The 23,813-nt window shown below is 36.7% G+C and carries 24 protein-coding genes; 21 read left to right on the top strand and 3 right to left on the bottom strand.

Going from position 1 to position 23,813, the window contains the following annotated elements:
- Positions 1–69: 69 nt before the first annotated feature.
- The 17 genes from accC (at position 70) to C8P70_RS00815 (ending at position 16,373) form a co-directional block, all read left to right on the top strand.
- The gene (accC, locus tag C8P70_RS00895) at positions 70–1,422 is read left to right on the top strand and encodes an acetyl-CoA carboxylase biotin carboxylase subunit (RefSeq protein ID WP_133711471.1); all 1,353 of its coding nucleotides are present in this window, start codon (positions 70–72) and stop codon (positions 1,420–1,422) included.
- Positions 1,423–1,659: 237 nt separating this feature from the next.
- Positions 1,660–2,949 (top strand): hypothetical protein, encoded by a 1,290-nt coding sequence (locus C8P70_RS00890; protein ID WP_133711470.1) that lies wholly within the window; start codon positions 1,660–1,662, stop codon positions 2,947–2,949.
- Between the two features lie 125 nt (positions 2,950–3,074).
- Positions 3,075–3,275, top strand: a complete 201-nt coding sequence (locus C8P70_RS00885) for a cold-shock protein (protein WP_133711469.1) — start codon at positions 3,075–3,077, stop codon at positions 3,273–3,275.
- 209 nt (positions 3,276–3,484) lie between these two features.
- Positions 3,485–3,850, top strand: a complete 366-nt coding sequence (locus C8P70_RS00880; protein WP_133711468.1) for an NADH-quinone oxidoreductase subunit A — start codon at positions 3,485–3,487, stop codon at positions 3,848–3,850.
- A gap of 12 nt (positions 3,851–3,862) precedes the next feature.
- Entirely contained in the window at positions 3,863–4,411 is a 549-nt protein-coding gene (locus C8P70_RS00875; RefSeq protein WP_133711467.1) for an NADH-quinone oxidoreductase subunit B, read from the top strand.
- A 2-nt stretch (positions 4,412–4,413) separates the two neighbouring features.
- Positions 4,414–4,935, top strand: coding sequence for an NADH-quinone oxidoreductase subunit C (locus tag C8P70_RS00870; protein ID WP_133711466.1), 522 nt, complete (start codon positions 4,414–4,416; stop codon positions 4,933–4,935).
- A gap of 19 nt (positions 4,936–4,954) precedes the next feature.
- Positions 4,955–6,190 carry an NADH-quinone oxidoreductase subunit D gene (locus C8P70_RS00865; RefSeq protein ID WP_133711465.1) on the top strand — a complete coding sequence of 412 codons (1,236 nt, stop codon included), beginning with the start codon at positions 4,955–4,957 and terminating at the stop codon, positions 6,188–6,190.
- A 3-nt stretch (positions 6,191–6,193) separates the two neighbouring features.
- Positions 6,194–6,724 carry an NADH-quinone oxidoreductase subunit NuoE family protein gene (locus tag C8P70_RS00860; protein ID WP_133711464.1) on the top strand — a complete coding sequence of 177 codons (531 nt, stop codon included), beginning with the start codon at positions 6,194–6,196 and terminating at the stop codon, positions 6,722–6,724.
- Positions 6,725–6,728: 4 nt separating this feature from the next.
- Complete coding sequence (gene nuoF, locus C8P70_RS00855) at positions 6,729–8,087, top strand: NADH-quinone oxidoreductase subunit NuoF (protein ID WP_133711463.1); 1,359 nt, start codon at positions 6,729–6,731, stop codon at positions 8,085–8,087.
- 48 nt (positions 8,088–8,135) lie between these two features.
- Positions 8,136–9,161: a 2Fe-2S iron-sulfur cluster-binding protein gene (locus C8P70_RS00850; protein ID WP_133711462.1), complete on the top strand. Its 1,026-nt coding sequence runs from the start codon at positions 8,136–8,138 to the stop codon at positions 9,159–9,161.
- Positions 9,162–9,173: 12 nt separating this feature from the next.
- Positions 9,174–10,205, top strand: coding sequence for an NADH-quinone oxidoreductase subunit NuoH (gene nuoH, locus C8P70_RS00845; protein ID WP_133711461.1), 1,032 nt, complete (start codon positions 9,174–9,176; stop codon positions 10,203–10,205).
- A gap of 8 nt (positions 10,206–10,213) precedes the next feature.
- Positions 10,214–10,762 (top strand): NuoI/complex I 23 kDa subunit family protein, encoded by a 549-nt coding sequence (locus C8P70_RS00840; protein WP_133711460.1) that lies wholly within the window; start codon positions 10,214–10,216, stop codon positions 10,760–10,762.
- Between the two features lie 2 nt (positions 10,763–10,764).
- Positions 10,765–11,280: an NADH-quinone oxidoreductase subunit J family protein gene (locus tag C8P70_RS00835; protein ID WP_133711459.1), complete on the top strand. Its 516-nt coding sequence runs from the start codon at positions 10,765–10,767 to the stop codon at positions 11,278–11,280.
- Between the two features lie 2 nt (positions 11,281–11,282).
- Entirely contained in the window at positions 11,283–11,603 is a 321-nt protein-coding gene (gene nuoK / locus C8P70_RS00830; RefSeq protein WP_133711458.1) for an NADH-quinone oxidoreductase subunit NuoK, read from the top strand.
- Positions 11,604–11,609: 6 nt separating this feature from the next.
- On the top strand, positions 11,610–13,496 hold the full coding sequence (gene nuoL / locus C8P70_RS00825) for an NADH-quinone oxidoreductase subunit L (RefSeq protein WP_133711457.1): 1,887 nt from the start codon (positions 11,610–11,612) through the stop codon (positions 13,494–13,496).
- Between the two features lie 8 nt (positions 13,497–13,504).
- Positions 13,505–14,938, top strand: a complete 1,434-nt coding sequence (locus C8P70_RS00820) for a complex I subunit 4 family protein (protein ID WP_133711456.1) — start codon at positions 13,505–13,507, stop codon at positions 14,936–14,938.
- A gap of 58 nt (positions 14,939–14,996) precedes the next feature.
- Positions 14,997–16,373, top strand: a complete 1,377-nt coding sequence (locus C8P70_RS00815) for an NADH-quinone oxidoreductase subunit N (protein ID WP_133711455.1) — start codon at positions 14,997–14,999, stop codon at positions 16,371–16,373.
- A gap of 76 nt (positions 16,374–16,449) precedes the next feature.
- Here C8P70_RS00815 and C8P70_RS00810 read toward each other — a convergent pair whose 3' ends face one another.
- Both C8P70_RS00810 and C8P70_RS00805 read right to left on the bottom strand, forming a co-directional pair.
- Entirely contained in the window at positions 16,450–17,286 is an 837-nt protein-coding gene (locus C8P70_RS00810) for a lipopolysaccharide kinase InaA family protein (RefSeq protein WP_243832636.1), read from the bottom strand.
- Positions 17,287–17,637: 351 nt separating this feature from the next.
- Entirely contained in the window at positions 17,638–19,704 is a 2,067-nt protein-coding gene (locus C8P70_RS00805) for a M13 family metallopeptidase (protein ID WP_133711454.1), read from the bottom strand.
- Between the two features lie 157 nt (positions 19,705–19,861).
- Between C8P70_RS00805 and C8P70_RS00800 the strand changes: the two genes are divergently transcribed.
- From C8P70_RS00800 to C8P70_RS00785, 4 genes are all read left to right on the top strand, one after another.
- Entirely contained in the window at positions 19,862–20,578 is a 717-nt protein-coding gene (locus C8P70_RS00800; protein WP_133711453.1) for an SCO family protein, read from the top strand.
- A gap of 92 nt (positions 20,579–20,670) precedes the next feature.
- Positions 20,671–20,910: a FeoA family protein gene (locus tag C8P70_RS00795; RefSeq protein WP_133711452.1), complete on the top strand. Its 240-nt coding sequence runs from the start codon at positions 20,671–20,673 to the stop codon at positions 20,908–20,910.
- Between the two features lie 17 nt (positions 20,911–20,927).
- Positions 20,928–23,030, top strand: coding sequence for a ferrous iron transport protein B (gene feoB / locus C8P70_RS00790; protein WP_133711451.1), 2,103 nt, complete (start codon positions 20,928–20,930; stop codon positions 23,028–23,030).
- Between the two features lie 6 nt (positions 23,031–23,036).
- The gene (locus C8P70_RS00785; protein WP_133711450.1) at positions 23,037–23,174 is read left to right on the top strand and encodes a FeoB-associated Cys-rich membrane protein; all 138 of its coding nucleotides are present in this window, start codon (positions 23,037–23,039) and stop codon (positions 23,172–23,174) included.
- Between the two features lie 363 nt (positions 23,175–23,537).
- Here the strand turns inward: C8P70_RS00785 and C8P70_RS00780 are convergent.
- The coding region (locus tag C8P70_RS00780) for a gliding motility-associated C-terminal domain-containing protein (RefSeq protein WP_133711449.1) at positions 23,538–23,813 on the bottom strand (276 nt) is incomplete at its 5' end.

Here is a 23,813-nt window from a genome sequence, read left to right as displayed (position 1 = left end):
TAAATATTATTCCACAACCTCCCATTATAAAAGAGGATTAACTTAACGTTAAACTTATAATTTCCAGAGATGTTTAAAAAAATATTAATAGCCAACCGAGGCGAAATAGCTCTTCGTGTTATTAGAACATGCAGAGAAATGGGAATAAAAACAGTAGCTGTATATTCAACAGCAGATGCAGACAGCTTACACGTTCGTTTTGCAGATGAAGCTGTTTGTATTGGTCCAGCTCCCAGCAGCCAATCTTATCTGAAAATTTCGAATATTATTGCCGCTGCCGAAATTACAAATGCAGATGCTATCCATCCGGGGTATGGCTTTTTGTCCGAAAATGCTAAATTTTCAAAAATCTGTCAGGAACACGGTGTTAAATTTATCGGTGCCTCTCCCGAAATGATTGAAAAAATGGGAGATAAAGCCACCGCTAAAGAAACTATGAAAAAAGCAGGTGTTCCTACTGTTCCCGGATCAGACGGTTTATTAGAGTCGCTTGAACACGCTAAAAAAACAGCTAAACAGATCGGCTATCCCGTAATGATGAAAGCTACCGCAGGTGGTGGCGGAAAAGGAATGCGGGAGATTTTTAAAGAAGAAGAACTGACAAAAGCATGGGAAAGCGCACGTCAGGAAGCTGCTGCTGCCTTCGGGAATGACGGAATGTATATGGAAAAACTAATTGTTGATCCGCGTCATATCGAAATCCAGGTAGTTGGAGACGCTTACGGCAAGGCATGTCACCTGTCAGAACGCGACTGTTCTATTCAAAGACGCCATCAAAAACTGACTGAAGAAACCCCTTCTCCGTTCATGACAGATGAATTGAGAGACAAAATGGGAAAAGCGGCTGTAAAAGCCGCAGAATACATCAAATATGAAGGCGCGGGAACCATTGAATTTTTAGTTGACAAAGATCGTAATTTCTATTTTATGGAAATGAACACCCGTATTCAGGTAGAACACCCGATTACAGAGCAGGTGATTGACTACGATTTAATCAGAGAGCAAATATTAGTAGCTGCCGGAACTCCTATTTCAGGTAAAAACTATACGCCAAAACTACATTCTATCGAATGCCGTATCAACGCAGAAGATCCTTTTAACGACTTCAGACCTTCACCGGGCAGGATCACTACATTACACGCTCCCGGAGGACACGGCGTACGTTTAGACACCCATGTATATTCAGGATACACCATTCCGCCCAACTACGATTCGATGATAGCCAAGCTGATTACTACAGCTCAAACCAGAGAAGAAGCTATCAATAAAATGAAACGTGCCTTGGACGAGTTTGTGATTGAAGGCATTAAAACAACAATTCCTTTCCACAGACAGCTAATGGATGATCCTAATTATGTTGCCGGAAATTACACCACTGCATTTATGGAAACTTTTGTCATGAAACCCATTGAGGAAGAATAAATCTCATCAAATTGTATAGCTAAAGCTGCCTTAAAAGGCAGCTTTTTTTGTTTTTTAGAACTCGCACATCATCTATCCAAAAACTTAATTTAACTAAAAATTTAAAATATAGTTATTTTTTAATAACTTGTTCACTGTTCAACAGAAGAGCTTTAAAAAAAGCTCTTTTAAACATTCTTTAATTTAAAGAAATAGCAAAAGCCTTTTTTATTCTCTTAAACTTTAAATTTAATTGCCATGAAAAAACTATTATACCTTTTTATTCTTTTTGGAATTTCCCCAACAATATTTGCGCAGGATTATAACGCCATTGATTTATATTTAAAAAGCAATACAGACCTTAAAAATCACTTCGAAGAAGACCAACCAGAAAGCCTTAATGTTCTATTATCTATTTATGATTGCGACAACTGTATCCCGATGCTGTACAGCTATATTAAAAATACACCGGACAAAAAACCTTACGCCGTAAACATCTTTACAGACAATATGGCTTATGCCAAAAAAACATTGGGCGATGCGGTTAATTTTAAATACAATTTGTATTACAACAAAGAAGTTTTTTCAAAATACCTCAACTCACGTTCCGGCATTTACTATATAGATACCAGTAATATTATCTACGGAAATGAGAAAGACATCCGCACCAAACTAAAAAACGCCGAAGACCGGCAAGAGTTTTTTAATAGTCTTAAGGATAAAAAATATATTTTAACACAAGACTCTCTAATGAGTGGTATGCCGTACATCATCCCAACGCCATTACCCGACAATCAATTGCTGGTTTTTGACAACAAAATGGATACCGCTCTTTTATTGGAACTGGAAGATAAACAGGATTCTTTGGCCGTAACCCAAAGCAAATATTACACACCAACCGTCGGTAATCTAAAAAAAATGTTTGATTTACCTAGTCCAATAATCAATTTACTATCGTTTGAAGAAAACCAAAAGCTCTCTCAAAACTTTTTGCAAAACATGGTAAAACTCTATTCTATTACCTATTGGAACAATCAGTACTACGCCACCTTTAGCATTACAAGAGCTCATCAAGCAGATAATAACATCCGCACATTTTCAACCTATTTTGTTGCTACGCAAAAAGCAGACGGAAAAGATATGGATAAAATATTAGACGCATCATCTTATGACAACTATTATATGATTGACGATTTGCCGTACGAAGGCAAAATGTACCGCATTATCGGTGACACAAGAACCAAACCCCAGATTGTAGCAGACAACACACTGAATTGGCGCATAAGACTACCCGATGATAAAGCCCGCAAAGTAACTTATTCCGGCTTAGCAACATTGGAACTAAAGGACGGCGCTACCAGCGTTATCAATATAGACAGAGAATTTGACGAGTTTTTAGGCTTAAACGGACTTTTTATGTTTAACGGAAAAACCTATTATTTATCCAGAGCAACAACCAATGAAGAAAATAACGAAGGTTTTTTATCTGTAAAAGAATTTGACAGCCAGTATATCAACAAGTATCTTCAAAAAGTAAAAACGCTGTAAAATATTTAAAATTTTAAGACTACAAGCTATATACAAAAATCCGCAATACATTTTTTTTGAAAAAAAAGTGTCACTTAAAATAAAAAGTATATCTTAGTCCCATAATTTTATTTTTATTTTTTACAATGCAAGTAGGCACAATTAAGTTCTTCAACGAAGACAAAGGTTTCGGTTTTATTACCAATGAACAAACACAAGAAGATATCTTTGTTCACATTACAGGATTAAAAACCAAAAACATCGAAAAAGGAAATCGCGTTTCATACGTTGAAGAAAACGGCAAAAAAGGAGTAATTGCCACAGAAGTTACAGTGATAGAAGATTAATTTTCGATATAAATTTTCGATTACTCATCAATCGCTTTCCCTCACCCGGAAAGCGATTTTTTCATCTATTCCTATTATTTATAATTAGTCTAAATATATATTTTATAAATATACCCCTTTGCCTCAACTCCAATATCATCAAAACTTTGTAATGACATGTAGTCACAGTATATTTGTAAAATGTATTAACGCAAATACTCTTTAGGCATATGCAACCGAATCAACTTGATTTTATCCCCATTTTAATGCAGATCCTTTTTGCAGCAGGATTTGTTTCTGTAACCGTTTGGGTATCAGGAAAACTTGGACCAAGAAGAAAGTCAAAAATAAAAGACAGCAGCTGGGAGTGTGGTATTGAATCTATCGGAAATGCCCGTATCCCTTTCAATGTAAAATATTTTTTAGTAGCTATTTTATTTGTGCTTTTTGATGTAGAAGTAGTGTTTATGTATCCATGGGCAGTGAACTTTCAAGCACTAGGATGGGATGGCTTCGCAAAAATGGGAATCTTTTTATTTTTGCTCTTGATAGGATTGCTATATGAATTTAAGAAAAAAGGGTTAGAATGGGACTAAAAAGAGAAAACAATGAGTGATAAAAAATATACAATGACTGATGCTCCTGAAGGATATGTAGGTGAAGGTTTTTTCGCAACCAAACTGAGCTCAGTTGTAGGGTTGGCACGAGCCAACTCTATGTGGCCTTTACCTTTTGCAACATCTTGTTGCGGTATTGAGTTTATGGCAACCATGGCGGCCACGTATGACATTGCCCGGTTTGGATCAGAAAGAATGAGTTTTTCTCCCCGCCAAGCAGATATGCTGATGGTTATGGGAACCATTTCTAAAAAAATGGCACCTATATTAAGACAGGTTTACGAACAGATGGCAGAGCCAAAATGGGTGATTGCTGTTGGAGCCTGCGCTTCGTCAGGCGGAATTTTTGATACTTATTCCGTTTTACAAGGCATTGACAAAGTAATTCCGGTAGATGTATATGTTCCGGGATGTCCGCCAAGACCCGAACAAATATTGGACGGAGTGTTGAGGCTGCAGGAAATTGTTAAATCCGAATCGGTTAACAAACGAGGAACCAAAGAATACGACGAACTACTGAAATCTTATAACATTAAGTAATTATGTCATTAGATAATAGCACTATACAAAAATATTTAATCAGCAACTTTGGAATGTCGGTTTCAGAGTTTCACGAGCAGCACAATATGCTTGTTTTTGAAGTGACACCGGACAGCATTCACGACGTAGTGAAATTTTTAAAAGAAGATTCAACTCTGAATTTTAATTTTTTGACAGATGTATGCGGAGTTCATTATCCCGATTCGGAAGAAGACAGGCAATTTACTGTTGTTTATCACATGCACAACTGGATTGACAATGTAAGAATACGCATAAAAACTTATTTAAATGCTAAAAATCCTGTTGTTGACTCCATGACAGATTTATTTAAAAGTGCTAATTGGCAAGAACGCGAAACATACGATTTTTACGGGATAAAATTTAAAAATCATCCTCAACTAAAGCGAATTTTAAACATGGACGAAATGGTTTCCTTTCCGTTGAGAAAAGAATTCCCTTTAGAAGATTCGGGACGCACAGATAAAGATGACAGATTCTTTGGAAGAACCGTTCACAATAGTTAAATGATTAAATGCAAAGATTATGTCGGACTTATTGTTACCACCAGAAGAGCGATACGCTAAGTTAATAGAAGAAAAATTCAAAGAAGACGGAACAGAGTTGCAAATTCTGAATCTGGGACCTACCCATCCCGCTACTCACGGTATCTTTCAAAATATCATATTGCTGGACGGAGAAAAAATAATTGACGGAGAAGGAACAGTTGGCTATATCCACCGTGCTTTTGAAAAAATTGCCGAAAACAGACCTTTTTATCAGATCAATGTACTTACCGACCGTTTAAACTACTGTTCTTCCCCTATCAATAATACCGCATGGTGGATGACAGTAGAAAAAGCATTGGGCATAGAAATCCCTAAGCGTGTACAGTATATGCGCGTTATTGTAATGGAACTTGCCCGTATAGCAGATCACATTATCTGCAGCTCAGTAATGGGCGTTGACACCGGTGCTTTAACCGGATTTTTATACGTATTTCAGTATCGCGAAAAGATATACGAAATCTTTGAAGAAATATGTGGTGCCCGACTGACAACCAATATGGGAAGAATCGGAGGGTTTGAAAGAGAATGGAGCCCAACTGCATTTAAAAAATTAAACGAGTTTTTAGAAGAATTTCCTGCGATATGGGAAGAATTTGAAAACCTGCTTACGCGAAACCGAATATTTATGGACAGAACCATTGGCGTAGGCGGAATTTCGGCAGAAGAAGCCATTAATTTCGGATTTACCGGTCCTAATTTAAGAGCTGCCGGTGTGGATTATGATGTTAGGGTAGCCAATCCCTACTGCTCTTATGAAGATTTTGAATTCGATATTCCGGTAGGAACCAACGGAGACTGCTACGATCGCTTTTGTGTGCGCAATGCAGAAGTATATGAAAGTTTAAAAATTATCAGACAGGCTCTTGACAAAATGCCGGAAGGTCCTTTCCACGCTGATGTACCCGATTATTACCTTCCTCCAAAAGAGGATGTTTATACCAACATGGAAGCTTTGATTTACCACTTCAAAATCGTAATGGGAGAAGTTCCCGTTCCGATAACAGAAGTGTACCACCCTGTTGAAGCAGGTAATGGAGAATTAGGGTTCTACCTGATTACGGATGGCAGCCGAACACCATACAGACTTCATTTTAGAAGACCTTGTTTTATTATTTATCAAGCTTATAACGATATAGTAAGGGGTTCAATGTTGTCTGATGCTATTATCACACTTTCAAGTTTAAACATTATTGCCGGAGAATTAGACGCTTAAATCATGGAAACAAACAAATACAAACAAGATATTAATATAACACCGGAATTACAGCAACGCATCGATGAACTGCTGAGCCACTATCCGTCAGATAAGAAAAAATCGGCTTTACTGCCTGTTTTACATGAAGTCCAGGATGCACACGACAATTGGCTGAGTACAGAATTAATGGATAAGGTTGCTGAAATTTTAGAGATTAAACCGATAGAAGTTTATGAAGTTGTTACATTTTATACGATGTACAACCAAAAACCGATGGGAAAATATACGTTTGAATTTTGTTTGACTTCTTGTTGCGGTTTAAGAGGTGCTGATGACATGATGGAATATACCTGCGAAAAATTGGGAATAAAACCCGGAGGTACAACAGCTGATGGATTATTTTCTGTAGCAGGTGTGCAGTGTTTAGGTGCCTGCGGATATGCACCCATGATGCAATTAGGAGATTTTTATAAAGAACATCTTACCAAAGAAAAAATAGATCAAATTATAAAAGATTGTAAAGCAGGAAATATAATTCTTCACGACAAATAGTATTATGGCTACAAAGATATTATTAGATAAGATAAACGTTCCGGGAATCAGATCATACGAAGTATATCGTCAGCAAGGCGGCTATAGTTCTGTTGAAAAAGCCCTGAAAACGATGACTCCTGATGAAATTACAGAAGAAGTAAAAGCTTCAGGATTAAGAGGTCGCGGAGGAGCGGGATTCCCCGTTGGATTAAAGTGGAGCTTTATCGACAAAAAATCAGGCAAACCCAGACACTTGGTTTGCAACGCTGATGAATCCGAACCGGGTACTTTCAAAGACCGCTACCTGATGGAATACATTCCGCATTTGCTGATTGAAGGAATGATTACATCCAGTTACGCTTTAGGAGCCAATTTATCTTACATCTATATTCGCGGAGAATATATGTGGGTGTTTAAAACACTTGAAAGAGCCATTAAAGAAGCTTATGCCGCAGGTTGGCTGGGTAAAAATATTTTAGGCACAGATTATTCTCTGGATTTACACGTACATTGTGGAGCCGGGGCTTATATATGCGGAGAAGAAACTGCTTTAATTGAGTCATTAGAAGGAAAACGAGGAAACCCTCGTATTAAACCACCTTTCCCGGCTGTAAGCGGTTTATGGGGCAACCCCACTGTGGTTAACAACGTAGAATCCATTGCCAACGTGCCGTGGATTGTCAATAATTCCGGAGCTGATTACGCCAAATTAGGCGTTGGTCGTTCTACCGGAACCAAATTAATTTCTGCTTCAGGACACATAAAAAAACCGGGAGTATATGAAATTGAATTGGGAATTTCTGTAGATGAGTTCATCAATTCAGATGAATATTGTGGTGGAATGATGGACAGCCGTCCGCTCAAAGCATTGGTTCCGGGAGGTTCTTCCGTTCCTGTTTTACCGGCACACTTAATCTATAAAACAGCAAACGGCGAAGACAGAATGATGACTTATGAATCGTTGGCTGAAGGTGGATTTGAAAGTGGCTCAATGATGGGATCCGGAGGATTTATTGTATATAATGACACGGCTTGTATCGTTAGAAATACTTGGAATTTTGCAAGATTTTACGCACACGAAAGTTGCGGACAATGTTCGCCTTGCCGAGAAGGAACCGGGTGGCTGGAAAAAGTTTTACACCGCATAGAAACCGGACAAGGAACAATGGAGGACATTGATTTATTGTGGGATATCCAAAAAAATATAGAAGGAAATACCATTTGTCCTTTAGGAGATGCAGCAGCATGGCCGGTTGCAGCAGCTATTAGACATTTTAGAGATGAATTTGAATATCACGTTTTATATCCTGAAAAAGTAAAAAACAGAGATCACTTTATGAATGAGCCTTTTGAAAGTATAAAACATTTGATAACTAATTAATATTTGTCAAGATTTCAATAGAATCCTGACTTTAATAAAGCACAGTTTATGAAAGTTACTATAGACGGACATGAAATAGAAGTAGAACCGGGAACAACGATTCTGCAAGCAGCGAGAATGATAGGCGGAGAATCCGTTCCGCCAGCCATGTGCTATTATTCAAAACTGGAAGATACAGGCGGAAAATGTCGTGCCTGCTTAGTGGAAGTTTCTAAAGGAAGCGAAGCCGATCCGCGCCCGATGCCCAAACTCATGGCATCTTGCAAAACCGGTGTTATGGACGGTATGGAAGTAAAAAGCATTTCCTCTGACCGTGTATTGGAAGCAAGAAAAGCTGTAACTGAATTTTTGCTTATCAATCACCCGTTAGACTGCCCTGTCTGTGATCAAGCGGGAGAATGCGATTTACAAAATTTGTCTTTTCAGCACGGGATCTCACAAAAACGCTTTAAAGAGGACAAAAGAACCTTTGAACCGGAAAATATAGGCGACAATATACAGCTTCACATGAATCGCTGTATTTTGTGTTACCGCTGTGTAAAGGTAGCTGAACAATTAACAGACGATCGCGTTCACGGCGTATGCGGAAGAGGTGATCACGCTCAGATTTCCACCTATATTTCCAATGCGATTGACAACGAATTTTCCGGCAATATGATTGACGTTTGTCCGGTTGGTGCTTTAACGGATAAAACATTTCGTTTCAAATCTCGCGTGTGGTTTAACAAACCTTATAACGCACACAGAAACTGCACAAAGTGCTCGGGAAAAGTTACGCTTTGGATGTTTGGAGAAGAAATTCAACGGGTTACTGCCCGCAAAGATGAATTCCATGAGGTAGAAGAGTTTATCTGCAACCAATGTCGTTTTGACCACAAAGAGCCAACGGATTGGGTAATTGAAGGGCCAAGAAAATTTGAAAAATTTTCAGTTATAAATCAAAACAATTATACCCGTAAACTGGATAAGGTAGTTATAAAAACGGAAGAACACATCTTGGAAGGGCGCGAACAAGACCGCATCAAGATAAGTATGAAAAATATTCCGTACACGGAACATGAATCAAAAGAATAAAAGGACGGAGGAATGGACAAAACAATTATTATCGATAAAGCTGTCATTATTGTAATAGTATTTGCTATTACAATGTTAATGGCAATGTACGCTACTCTGGCGGAACGAAAGATTGCTGCATGGATACAAGACCGCCTTGGCCCTAACCGCGCTGGTAAAGGAGGAATTCTACAACCTTTAGCTGATGGTTTAAAACTATTTGCCAAAGAAGAATATGAACCTAATACGCCTAATAAATTTCTATTCAAATTCGGTCCTTTTTTAGCCATGACATTAGCCTTAATGACGAGTGCTGTCATGCCATGGGGAGATACACTCCACCTTTTTGGGAGAGACATTATTTTACAGGCAGCAGATATCAATGTCGGGCTTCTTTATATATTGGCAGTACTTTCAGTCGGTGTATATGGAATTATGATCGGAGCATGGGCATCTAACAACAAATACTCTTTAATGAGCGGTATGCGAGCTGCTTCTCAAATGATTTCTTATGAAATTGCCATGGGACTGTCTTTAATCGGGTTACTGCTGATGACACAGACCATGAGTATGCGCGAAATAGCACTCCAACAAAGTGGTATGAACTGGAATGTATTTTATCAGCCAGTTGGTTTTCTTATCTTTTTAATTTGTTCGTTTGCAGAAACCAACAGGGCACCGTTTGATTTGGCTGAATGCGAACAAGAATTGATAGGTGGTTTTCATACAGAATATTCTTCCATGAAAATGGGATTCTATCTTTTTGCTGAATATGCCAATTTATTTATTTCGTCTGCTATTATTTCGGTATTGTATTTTGGTGCTTACAATTATCCGGGAATGAGCTGGGCAGCCGAAAATTGGAGTGCAAACGCAGCAAATATCATTGGAATTTTTGTATTATTTGCCAAAATCTGTTTTTTCATTTTTGTATATATGTGGGTAAGATGGACTTTGCCTCGTTTCAGATACGATCAGTTGATGAACTTAGGCTGGAAGTCATTAATCCCATTAGCGCTGCTCAACTTAGTAGTTACAGCCGTTGTTATTTTACTCACTAAATAATAAAGGACATGTCAACAAACACAAATACATATTCGCTGTCAGGCAGAAAAAAAATGGTTTCCAACAAGAAGCTTTCTTGGTCGGAACGCATTTATCTGATAGCCATTTTAAAAGGGATGATGATTACTCTTCGCCACTTATTTAAAAAAAAGGTAACAGTATCATACCCCGAAAAAGTTCGCCCTTTTAGTCCGGTGTACAGAGGAAGGCATATGCTGATGAGAGATGATGAAGGTAGAGAAAGATGTACAGCCTGTGGCTTGTGTGCTCTATCTTGTCCTGCCGAAGCTATTACGATGAAAGCGGCAGAGCGCAAACCAAATGAAATACATCTGTACAGAGAAGAAAAATATGCCGAAATATACGAAATCAATATGCTTCGTTGTATTTTTTGCGGTTTATGTGAAGAAGCTTGTCCTAAAGAAGCTATCTATCTTACTAAATCTAAACAAATTACAAGGGCAGATGTTGATAGAGAGAATTTTATTTACGGTAAAGATAAACTAGTCATGCCTTTGGAAATGGCTTTGCAAAACACTAAACAGAATCAAGCTTAATTATGATAGATATTCTATTTTATATTCTTTCGACTATTACTCTCGGAAGTGCAGCTTTAACCCTTTTGAGTAAAAATCCGATTCACAGTGCGCTGTGGCTTGTGGTCAGCTTTTTTTCTTTGGCAGGACACTATATCCTGTTAAACTCTCAATTTTTAGGTATGGTACATATTATGGTATACTCAGGAGCAATTATGATTTTGATGCTTTTTACCATCATGTTGATGAACCTGAATATCAGCAACGAAGTACAAAAGCCTTTTGTTACTAAACTGGTAGCGACCGTGGCATTTTGCTTAATGGGGCTAATTATATTATCTGTAGTAATGAGAGGAACAGAAATTTATGAACTGCAATATACTACCCACGGCAAAGATTTCCAATCGGTTCAGGTATTAGGTCAGGTTTTGCTTAACGATTACGTATTGCCTTTTGAGATGGTTGCGGTATTGCTTTTATTAGCAATGATTGGTGCAGTTTTAATTTCTAAAAAGGATAAAACCGAAAAAACAGCGTAGTTATGGAAAATGTAATAGAAATAATCGGTATTGAAAAATACATCTACTTATCAATTATCCTATTCTGTATTGGAGTATTTGGTATATTGTTCCGACGAAACGCCATTATCATGTTTATGTGTATTGAAATCATGCTTAATTCAGCCAATATGTTGTTAGTAGCTTTTTCTACTTATCACCAGGATGCACAAGGACAGGTTTTTGTGTTTTTTACCATGGCTGTCGCCGCTGCAGAAGTTGCTGTAGGACTAGCTATTCTGGTAACTATTTACAGAAATATTGGCTCGATTGATATTGATAAATTAAAAAACTTAAAAGGATAATTCCGCATGGATACAAACGTAATTTTACTTTTATTATTAGTGCCTCTTTTGGGGGCTTTGCTTAATATTTGCTTTGGAAAAAAATTAGGGAATGGTTCAGGAATTATTGCAACCTTGGCGGTTTTAGTTTCATTTATCGTTACGGTAATTGCTTTTTTTCAGGTAAATACTACAAAACAACCCATCCAATCAGATTTATTTGAATGGATGGCTTTTGCCAACTTTAAAGTTTCTTTTGGCTTTTTATTGGATCAGCTTTCCCTTTTATGGCTGCTTTTTGTAACAGGTATTGGTACGCTGATTCACTGGTACTCTACGAGCTACATGAAAGGAGATGAAAATTATGGCAAATTCTTCGGATACCTGAACCTCTTCGTCTTTTTTATGATTGTTTTGGTAACAGGAAGCAACTTGTTAATCACCTTCATCGGTTGGGAAGGAGTTGGGCTTTGCTCCTATCTGCTAATCGGATTTTGGCATAAGAATCAATCTTATAACGATGCTGCTAAAAAGGCTTTTATCGTTAACCGTATTGGCGACTTAGGTTTTCTAGTTGGCGTATTTATCCTGGCTTTTCTTTTCCAGTCTGTAGATTACATGACGATTAAAGAATCCCTTATGCACGGAACCAACCATCAAATCAATACCTGGATTGGCGTAGCTGCATTAGCACTGTTTATAGGTGCAGTTGGAAAAAGTGCTCAAATTCCGCTTTACACGTGGTTACCGGATGCGATGGCAGGACCTACTCCTGTATCAGCATTAATTCACGCCGCAACTATGGTTACGGCAGGTATTTTCTTAATCACAAGGCTGAATTTTGTTTTTGACCTTGCTCCTCAAATACAGAATATTATTGCCATTGTAGGTGCAGTTACTTCTTTGTTTGCTGCATCTATCGGATTGGTTCAAAACGACATCAAAAAAGTACTCGCTTACTCTACTGTTTCACAGCTTGGGCTAATGTTTATGGCAGTTGGTTTCGGTGCTTATGAAATAGCTGTTTTTCACGTAATCACACATGCTTTCTTTAAAGCTTGTCTGTTTTTGGGTTCCGGTTCTGTTATTCACGCAATGGGCGGTGAACAGGATATGCGAAAAATGGGCGGCTTAAACAAATTTATGAAAGCTACTTATGCTACTTTTTTAGTGGCTACATTGGCAATTTCAGGATTTCCTCCCTTTTCTGGGTTTTTCTCTAAAGACGAAATTCTGATGACTGCTTTTCACAACAATCCTGCGTTGTATATTATAGGCTCATTAGCCTCTATTATGACAGCTTTCTATATGTTCCGTTTATTATTTTTAACATTTTTCAGAAATTTCAGAGGAACGCAAGAACAAAAAAATCACCTACACGAAAGCCCGGCTTCAATGACTATTCCACTATGGATATTGGGCATTTTGTCTGTTGTTGGTGGAGTTATCAGCTTGCCAGGCAACAGTTGGCTAAACAATTATCTTCAACCTATAATTTTAAATAATGCCGCCAACAATCATCATGCTTTTGGTACTATTGAATATGTATTGATGGCAGTAGCGGTTATTGGAGCATTAATCGGATTTGGCATGGCTTATAGCAAATACATTAAAAAAGGAGATATTCCTCAGGAAGACGAACAAATCACAGGGTTTCATAAGGTATTGTACAACAAATATTATGTAGATGAAATCTATATGAAAATAATTGTAAAACCTATTTATGCTTTAGGTACGTTTTTCAGAGATGTTGTTGAAGTTGCTTTATCCGAGACTATTTTCGGATTGGGTAAAATTGTCGATGGACTGTCATTACAAGGTAAAAAAGCGCAGAATGGAAACATTGGTCTATATTTGTTTGCTTTTGTTTTTGGAGTGTGTATTATACTGTATTATTTATTCATTGCAAGTTAATTTAAGAGATGAACATAACTATACTATTATTAACGTTATTGATTGGTGCATTGGCAACCTATTTTTCCGGTAAAAAATCAGCGGCAAAAGTAGCTTTATCATTTGCAGTAATTGCCTTTATAGAGACCTTTGTTTTAATCTGTCAGCACAACTCAGGTTTCAACGCAGACTATTCTGTGGAATGGATTGCCAACCCGAATATTCACATCGCTTTAAAAGCAGATGGCCTGGCATTGGCACTTGTACTTTTAAACACGTTGCTTACACCACTTATTATTCTTTCGGCATGGGGAAAACACATTGAAAAAACTAATATTTTTTACGCTTTAGTGATGTTTATGTGTTTTGCCATGACCGGAACGTTTCTGGCTTCGGACGGATTTTTATATTATGTTTTCTGGGAACTTGCTTTGATTCCAATATATTTTATTGCACTGCTATGGGGTAATGATACTTTTGAAGCACGTAAAAAAACTGTCTTTAAATTTTTTATTTATACTTTTGCTGGATCTTTATTCATGCTGGTAGGCTTCATTTATTTATATCAGAAAGCGGGAAGTTTTATGCTTTATGATCTATATAATTTAAATTTATCTAGCAAAGAACAATATTGGATATTTTTATCGTTTTTTATAGCTTATGCTATTAAAATTCCTATTTTCCCTTTTCATACATGGCAAGCATCAACTTATGAAAAAGCTCCCACAATAGGAACAATGCTATTGTCGGGAATCATGCTTAAAATGGGATTGTATTCTATAATTCGCTGGCAATTACCAATTGCATCTGACGCAGCCAGAGAATTAATGCCTACTATTTTAGTATTGTGCATTATAGGTGTGATATACGGATCAATTGTAGCTTTAAAGCAAGTAAATATTAAGCGCTTTTTTGCCTACTCATCTTTAGCTCACGTAGGGTTAATTGCTGCCGGAGCTTATACGCTTACCACAGACGGATTACGCGGAGCTGTTCTTCAGATGATTGCACACGGTTTGGTTATTGTGGGACTGTTTTTTACTGCAGAAATTTTATACAAACGCTATAATACGCGTTTAATCAGTGAGATGGGAGGTATCCGTCAGCAAGCACCAAAATTTGCTTCTGCTTTTATGATTCTGGTATTTGCCTCTATTGGTTTACCGGGAACCTTTAGCTTTATAGGAGAGTTTAATCTACTGTATGGCTTATCACAGGTCAACTTATGGTATGCATTATTTGGAGGAACAACCATCATTCTCGGGGCATTTTACATGCTTAGAATGTATCAAAAAACCATGTTGGGCGAAACAAATTCCAAGCCTTTTGCAGATATTGACAAAACGGAAGGAATTGTTTTAGGAGTAATCGTAATATGTGTAATATTTTTGGGGATTTATCCAAAGCCATTAACCGAACTGATTACCCCAAGTCTTGTAGAAATTGTTTCATATATTAAGTAATAAAATATAAAAGGGATTCAACCTTTAAGTTGATGAACGTAATTCCAAAATATCACAAATGAATACATTAATAGCAATTGGAGTATTAGCGGTTTTAGTGCTTATAGCAGAAATTATCAATTTGCGAAAAATGGTAATACCTATGACTGTTATAGGACTGTTGGGAATACTTGGTTATACGGTATGCAATATAAGCGTCGTGGAAGCCTACTATAATAATATGTTTGTTTCTACTCGTTTTTCAAACGCTTTTTCCTCTCTTTTCATTGCACTTACTATTTTTATAGTGGCATTGAGCAACGATTTCTATAAAAACGAATTTACTAAAATAGCCGACTACGTTTCTTTAAAACTATTTTTGCTTATGGGCGCTATCTGTATGGTTAGCTTTGGCAATATGGCTATGTTTTTCTTAGGTTTAGAAATTTTATCTATTACTTTATACATTCTTTGCGGTGCAGACAGGAAAAACATCAAGAGCAATGAATCTGCTATGAAATATTTTTTATTGGGATCGTTTGCTTCGGGAATTGTGCTGTTTGGCATTGCACTGATATACGGTGCAACGGGTTCATTTGATATTGCTCAAATTAGTAATATCGCTGTCAGTACTTCTTTGCCTGTGTGGTATGCGCTAGGGGCAACTATGATTATTATCGGTATGCTTTTTAAAGTAGCTGCGGTTCCTTTTCACTTTTGGGCACCGGATGTATATCAAGGAGCGCCTACGCTTACTACGACTATTATGAGTACCCTTGTAAAAGTTACTGCCATAGCAACACTGTACAAAATAAGTGTTAACCTGCTTCATCAAATGCCGGAAAGCTATATGAATGCTTTAATTTTTATAACTATCATTACATTAACGGTAGGAAACATTATGGCTATCCGTCAGGATAATATGAAACGTCTTTTAGCATACTCAGGTATTTCACACGCTGGTTTTATGATGATGGCACTGACAGCTCTGGGTTCTGCAAGTCCAAACCTGTTTTATTACGCAACGGCTTATTCTTTTGCCGGTATGGCAGCTTTTACAGTTTTAATGGCAGTTTGTAAAAACAATGAAGATGAACTTATATCTAGTTTTGACGGTTTAGGCAAGCGCAATCCATTAATGGCTATTGTCTTATCTATAGCTCTTTTATCTATGGGAGGAATTCCTGTTTTTGCAGGATTTTTTGGTAAATTTTTTCTCTTTTCACAGGCAATTCAAAATGGCTATATTACTTTAGTCATCTTTGGTGTTATCAACTCATTTATCAGTATTTATTACTATTTGAAAGTAATTATCCGCATGTTTGCCAATTACGAAGAAACCAATAGAGAAAAACTTGCTGTTCCGGCTCTATACAGCATTATAGGTACGATTGCTGCAGCAATCATCATCGTTGTCGGTTTATTTCCGTCACTATTGCTAAATCTTTTTAATTAAGAACAAATAAACTAACAATTCAATACGCAAAAACGGGTAGCTCTTAATATAAAGAACTCCCCGTTTTATTTATTATTCATCTATCATTATGCTCTCCACAAGCTTTTTTAAGTCTAAACTTAATTTCTTTTTTCTTGTAAAACCGGAATTGGAATTTGAGCGTTTCCAACCAAAGCCGGTTGAAAACCTCAACTGACGATTTACCTATAAGCCTTGCATACTGATTGGCTATTTTTTCAATATCGCTGATATTGGTTGTCAATCTCGACAGATTTCTCATCCGTTCCTTAAAGCTCAGCTGAGAGTTAAATTTCATCCGGTTAAGATCGACCAGAAAAAACTGATATTGATTTTGTGCTGTTTTTTTAATCAGCGTATTTCCGGGAGAATGATCCAAAAACTCAATACCCTTTTCGTGCAAACAAAAAGAAAAGGTAGTAAATTGTTTTAAAATTTCTTCTCTATCGGGATAATCTAAATCTTCTATTAAATCTCTATAACTGATATCTGCTTCAAGGTAATTAGAAATATAATAACTTTCGCACAAGGTGCCGCCAGAAAAATATTCTATATATCCGATGGGTTCCGGTGTTTTGAATCCCAGTTCCCTCAACTTGAATCCGTGTTCATAAGATCGTTGAGCTTTAGGTTTTCTCAAAAACTTATAAACGTACTTGTTAACGACATTCGGTATTTTAAACGATTTTATGGCAAGCGTTTGCCCACTGGAAAGTGTCGCGAGCTTAATCGTATTCCTTGTTCCTCTGGTTAAATAAGTTGTTATACTGTCATACGTGCGAATATAATTATATATTTCTGCTTCTAATTGGTTATAGCGGGGATTTATAATTCCTCTCACTTTTTTTGTTCCCATCATAGCTGCAATTATGTTTAAACCACTAAAATACAACATATAACAGAAACCAATTTTTAAAGCTCACGGCTTCTATAATACTATAATCATATACAAATCAATAAATTAAAAAAAGGCTTCAATTGTATAATCTATCTTTACTCATTTTAACAAACACTCAACTCACTTTCACTTAAAAGAAAAAAAACTAAAGTATTATTAATAATAAACTCAAAAAAAGTAAGCTTACATGAAAAATATTGTTTTTATATCAATTAATGTTTTACGCATTCTCTTTAAAATATTGTTGTATTTAGTTTTTATCTTTAGCTATGCTTTTAAAACCCAATAAAAAAGGGGATGTCTCACAACTGAAGACATTCCCCTTTTATCTATAAATAAGCTTACAAATTACCAGATTTTTACTCTTTCTTCTGGTTGGATATACAATTTATCACCTTCCTTAATGTCAAATGCTTCATAAAATGCGTCTACATTTTGTAACGGAACATACGCTCTATAATGCCCCGGAGCATGAGGATCTGTTTTTACCTGATTTTTAATAGCTTCATCTCTGGCTTTAGTTCTCCAGATCGTTCCCCATGAAATAAAGAAACGCTGTTCAGGAGTGTAACCGTCAATTAAACCTGGATCTCCGTTTTCTTTTAAAAATATTTTTAATCCGTCATACGCAGCATTAACCCCTCCCAAATCTCCGATATTTTCTCCTAAAGTAAATTTACCATCAACAAATACTCCCGGAAGTGGTTCCAATGCACTGTACTGGTTTGCCAGATTATTTCCAAGCTCTGTAAAGCGCTCTAAATCGATCTCTGTCCACCAGTTGTTTAGATTTCCATCCTTGTCATAGCGTGCACCTGAATCGTCAAAACTATGTGAAATTTCGTGACCAATTACAGCTCCGATTCCGCCATAATTTATTGCTTCATCAGCTTTGTAATCGTAAAATGGCGGCTGAAGAATAGCTGCCGGAAATACGATTTCGTTATACAGTGGATTAAAGTAAGCATTTACCGTTTGAGGAGACATTCCCCAACGCGATTTATCTACCGGCTGTCCATAATCAGCAAAGTTTTTAGCAACCTCCCACTTTTCGGCATTTTTCATGTTTTCAAAATGGTTTCCTCCTTCCGCAGGTGATTTAATAACCATAGCAGAATAGTCTTCCCATTTATCTGGATAACCAATTTTTACTGTTGTAGTGCCTAATTTTTCTAAAGCTCCTCTTTTAGTTTCTTCTTCCATCCAAGGCAATGCTTTGATACGTTCTCCAAAAGCAGATAAAACATTTTTAATCATGGCTTGTGCTTTAGCTTTGGCTTCCGGTGGAAATTTTTCAGCCACATAAAGCTGTCCCAACGCTTCTCCAACTGTACCATTTACAACTGCCAAAGCTCTTTCTTCTGCTGGGCGCTGTTCTTTTGCTCCTTGAAGGGTTTTTGAATAAAACTCCCAATTTGCTTTTTCCATATCTGTTGACAAAGCACTTGCACTTCCGTTTACCAAAGTCCATTTTAAGTATGCCTTTATGTCATCGATATTTTGAGCAGACAAAATTGTGCTTAGCGCTTTCATATATTTCGGTTGAGAAACAATGATTTTATCAACATTTTTCAATCCGGTTGCATCTAAATAATTCTGCCAATTTACATTAGGAGTCAATTTTTGAAGCTCGGCAATGGTCATCGGATTATAAGTCAAACGACTGTCTCTTCGCTCAACTCTCGTCAATCGCGGTTCTGCCATTTTAGTTTCAATATTCAAAACACGCTCAGCATCTAAAGAAGCTTCTTCTTTAGACTCTCCCGACATTTCCAACATACGTGCAACATGTGCCACATATTGCTTGCGCTTTTCTTTCATATCTGCATCATCCAAAACGTAATAATCTCTGTCTGGCAAACCTAAGCTTCCCGTACTTAAGTATACTGCGTTTTCATTTGAGCTTTTGGCATCGGCGTATACATAAATTGAATAGATACCCAATCCTCCTTCGCCTGCCAGTTCATTAATTAAGTTACTTACATCTTCTGGTGTTTTAATAGCGTATATTTTTTCCAGATAAGGCTTAAGAGGCTCTACGCCTAATTCGTTTCGTTTTGCTTCATCTAGATAAGTTTCAAAAATAGCCACTGCTTTTGCCTGATCAGATTTTGAATCTAAATTATGATTAGCTGCCGCTTGTTTCAAAATTGCCAAAGCATCGTGATCTGTATTTTGTCTCAATTCATCAAAGCTGCCCCATCGGGTTCTGTCATCCGGAATTTCGGTTTTGTCATACCAAGCTCCGTTTACATAGCGAAAAAAATCGTCTCCCGGCTTAACACTTTGATCCATATATTCCAAAGCGATTCCGTGTGTTTCTTGTCCTTCTGCTTCTTCTGCTTTTTTGGTGTCTTTACACGATACCAAAGCAGCTACAGCAAACGCAGAAGCCAATAATACTCTTTTGTTCATAGTAGAAATAAGTTTTCGTTTTTAACAATACTAACAAAAATAGGAAAATATCCTTTGTTGATACTTTTTTTTAGTAGAAATTAGTCTCCAGCCATTTATCACAGCTTTAACCATTATTTAAAATGAGAATTTGTAAGTTTGTGCAAACTCAATCAAAATGTTACATTTCTTTAAAAAATACAAGTACTTTTTTGCAGGTTTTTTCTTGCTATGCGTTGGTATTCTCTTTATGTTTTACAATGCTTTAAAATATAGAAAATCGCTCCCTGTTTATACGCCGTCTATGGTTAATCCTGAGCTGGTAGACAGTTTGATTCAACATCAGGCAAACAAGCAAGCCCACCGCATTGCTCCTTTTTCATTTATCAATCAAAATGGAGACACTATTACCAACAAAGATTATGACGGACATATTTATATAGCTGATTTCTTCTTTACTACCTGCCCTACTATCTGCCCTATAATGGGCGACAATATGGTTTGGCTGCAAGAAAAGATAAAAGCGCTTCCTGGTGTAAAGCTGTTATCTCACACCGTAACTCCCGATATTGACAGTGTGCCTGTTTTAAAAGAATACGCTTTGGAAAAAGCAGTAAACGATAGCGTTTGGAACTTGGTTACTGGCGATAAAAGAGATATTTACTTTATTGCTCGCAACTCATATCTGGCAGTAAAAACTGGCTCTCCCGATGAACTTTACGATATGGTACACACCGAAAATTTTATCTTAGTAGACGGCAAAGGCAGAATCCGGGGATTTTATGACGGAACTAATTTTGATACCAAAGACGACGAAAACAAAAATATGCAGCAATTATGGGAAGATATCCAATGGCTGTATCAACACGAAAAAGAAACTGCTAATAAGAGATAAATAGTAGCTTAAAGTATAAAGAATTAGTCTATATAATTATTATTTTATTTATTATTGCTTACTTTTGTAATTCAAATTAAATCTAAATAAAAGTGAGTACTACTTTAGACCTGTTAAAAAGAAAGGAAAGAGGAATTATTGCAGATTTTGATATGCACAATATACCATTAAAGCTTTTAGAAATGGGATGTTTGCCTGGGAATGAAGTTGAGCTTTTGGAGGTAGCTCCGTTGGGAGATCCTTTATACTTGTGTATTAATGACACGCATCTTTCTATCCGAAAAGAACTTGCCAAAGAAATCTTAGTAAATATCGAAACTTCTTCCTCTTAGAAAAATTAGTGCTTTTAATGAAAAACAATATAAAAGTTGCCTTAATAGGTAATCCAAATGTTGGAAAAACTTCTGTTTTCAATGCCTTAACCGGGCTAAATCATAAAATAGGAAATTACCCGGGTATTACGGTAGACAAAAAAACCGGAACCACCAAATTAAATACAGATATTTCAGCTACTCTTGTTGACCTTCCGGGAACATATAGTATTAACGCCAGCTCTCTTGATGAAAAGATAGTATTGGACTTGCTATTTGACACTTCTAATGAGGATTATCCCGACGTTGTAGTAGTTGTAGCTGATATTGAAAACCTGAAGCGAAACCTTCTTCTTCTCACTCAAATTAAAGAACTTGGAATTCCTACCGTATTAGCTATTAATATGGCTGACAGAATGGAAGAAAAAGGAATATCTTTGGACTTAAAAAAATTAGAAGAAGGTTTAAAAGCTAAAGTGATTTTAATGAGTGCCAAAAAAAAACAAGGCATAAATGAACTTAAACAAGCGATTCTCTATTATAAATCCTATTCTGTAGAGCCATGCTTAAATGCAACTGTTATAGAACCTGACTTATTTGGAAAACTTGCATTAACTTATCCTTCCCTGTCGGTATACAAACTGTGGATGATTTATTCTCAAAATATTCAAATCGGACACATTCAAAAGACTGACATTTTCTCTAAAGGAATTGATTTAACAGAAAGTAAAATCAAACACCTTCAGCAAAAAGAAACTATTAAGCGTTACCAATTCATCAATGGTTTATTGAAAGAAGCTTATTCAAAAGATAAAACCAAAGCTAAGGGTATCCGCACCCGCATCGATCAATTGCTGACTCACAAAATATGGGGATACGTTATCTTTTTTGCGATCATGCTTCTTGTTTTTCAGGCTATTTTTGAGTGGTCAAGCTATCCGATGGACTGGATTGACGAAAAATTTAGCGAGCTGGGCAGCTGGGTTCATTCAGTTATGGAGCCCGGAAAACTAACTGATTTAATTGCAGACGGAATTGTTCCGGGAATAGGAGGTATTATGCCTTTCATTCCTCAAATCGCTATTTTATTTATGTTTATATCCTTATTAGAAGAAAGCGGCTATATGAGTCGCGTAGTTTTTTTAATGGATAAATTAATGCGTCCTTTTGGACTGAGCGGAAAAAGTGTAGTTCCCTTAATTTCAGGTAATGCCTGTGCCATTCCAGCAATCATGTCCGCTCGGAATATTGAAAACCCCAAAGAACGGCTACTTACTATTTTAGTTACTCCATTCACCACTTGTTCGGCACGTATTCCGGTTTATATTATTCTTATTTCGCTGGTTATTCCCGACACTTATCTGTTTGGTTTCTTAGGATTACAAGCTCTTACTCTTACCCTATTTTACCTCTTGGGTTTTTCGGCAGCGCTTATTTCAGCCTGGATTTTAAAAAGATTTATAAAAACACCTTATAAGTCCTATTTTGTTATCGAAATGCCTGACTACAGAATGCCTATTGCTAAAAACGTTCTGGCTACAATGTATGAAAAAACAAAAGCATTTGTAGTGGGAGCCGGTAAAATAATCTTTGTTTTATCTATTATCATTTGGTTTTTAGGAGCTCACGGTCCAGGTAATAATTTTGAAAATGCAGAGCAAATTATTACTGAAAAATATAAAAACCAAAACCTACCGGAAGAAAACTTAAACAATCATATTGCAGGATACAGGCTTGAGAATTCGTATATTGGCATTGTTGGAAAAACAATAGAACCTGTTATTAAACCCTTGGGATACGATTGGAAAATAGGAATAGCAGTCATTACCTCTTTCGTTGCAAGAGAAGTTTTTGTAGGAACGCTGGCCACAATATACAATGTAGGTTCTGACAGTGAGGATGAAGCCACTATCAAATCAAGAATGGAAACAGAAGTATGGCCAGAAAACGGTAAAAAAGTTTTTACGCTTGCTAGTGGAATGTCGTTGATGGTATTTTATGCTTTTGCCATGCAATGCGCATCAACCGTTGCTATTACACGCAGAGAAACCAAATCGTGGAAGTGGACAATTTTTCAGGTGGTTTTTATGACCGGTTTTGCCTACATCGCTTCCTTAATTGTATATCAACTTCTAAAATAATACCATATGAATTATCAGGATATTATCGTCTATGCTTTATTAATTTTGGCAGTGGGTTATCTGTTATTAAAAATTTTAAAACAAAACAACGGCAGAGGAGGAAAAAAAGGAAATTGTGGAAATGGTAATTGTAGTTGTTCTTAAAGGAGGAATGAACTAAAAAATCCTCATCCCTCAATACCACGGACAGATATTCACTACTTTTCTTTTGTATATTTTATCGAAATTATCTTTTTAAAAAGAGTTCAATACCCTTCTTAGAAAACAGATCAGATCATAGAAAAAAGTAAGCTTACGCTAGTACTAACTTTTTAATATTTAAAATTAATAATCAATATATTGCTCATGAGAATCTTTGTAGTTCTATAGCTCAGCATATTGCCAATTATCTCATCTTTTGGATAGCTTATTTATATTCCATCAAATATTTTAAAAGTTAATCCCCGGCAAGGATAAATTACAAATACCTCTCCGGGGATAACCAAATCTAACCAAAAAACTAATAAACTACCTATTTACCTGTACCCAACCTGTACGCACTTTACCATGCGCGTGAATCACGTAATAATACGTGCCGTCAGGTAACTGTTTTCCGCTTTTGCTCTGTCCATGCCACTGCGTTGTATAACCTTCTCCATGCGAATACACCTCCGTTCCCCAGCGATTGTATATCTTGATACTCTCCACTCCGTGAGGACTCAAATCAAATACATCATTCAATCCGTCGTTATTCGGAGAGATCCCTCTTGGAATAGGACAGTCTTCGTAATCGATAGTGAAACT

Origin of the sequence: Myroides indicus, assembly GCF_004364575.1 — a bacterium.
Lineage (GTDB): Bacteria > Bacteroidota > Bacteroidia > Flavobacteriales > Flavobacteriaceae > Flavobacterium > Flavobacterium indicum_A.
Note: the sequence above shows the minus strand (reverse complement) of the source record. Positions and strands in the feature narration are given on the sequence as shown.